We start from the raw sequence: 273 nt of genomic DNA on the forward strand, positions 1-273 counted from the left end.
GGTTGAACGCGTGCAGCTCGCCCTCGAAGCCCGGCTCGACGTGCACTTCCGGCTCGTCCTGCGCGACGTCGAGAAACGCGCGGTTGACCGGCAGGTCGTCGCGCAACGGCGAGTCGCCTTCGAGCCCCGGCATGCGGCGCGTCGCGATCCGCGTGCGCTCGATCGCCGCGCCGTTGTCGCCGTGCTTGCGGCCGAACGCCGTGCCCGTTTCCTCGGGCGCCGCGAACGGGTCGAAGCCTTCGTTGGTCCAGTCGTGCAGCATCGCCTTGAAGG

General features: G+C 70.7%; 1 protein-coding gene. It reads right to left on the minus strand.

Features of this window, described 5'->3' with window-relative positions; genetic code table 11:
- A partial coding sequence (locus tag AAEY93_RS20570; RefSeq protein WP_351079511.1) for a hypothetical protein occupies positions 1 to 273 on the minus strand: 273 nt, incomplete at both ends.

The organism is Shewanella sp. CAL98-MNA-CIBAN-0140, from assembly GCF_040309905.1.
GTDB lineage: Bacteria > Pseudomonadota > Gammaproteobacteria > Enterobacterales > Shewanellaceae > Shewanella > Shewanella psychromarinicola.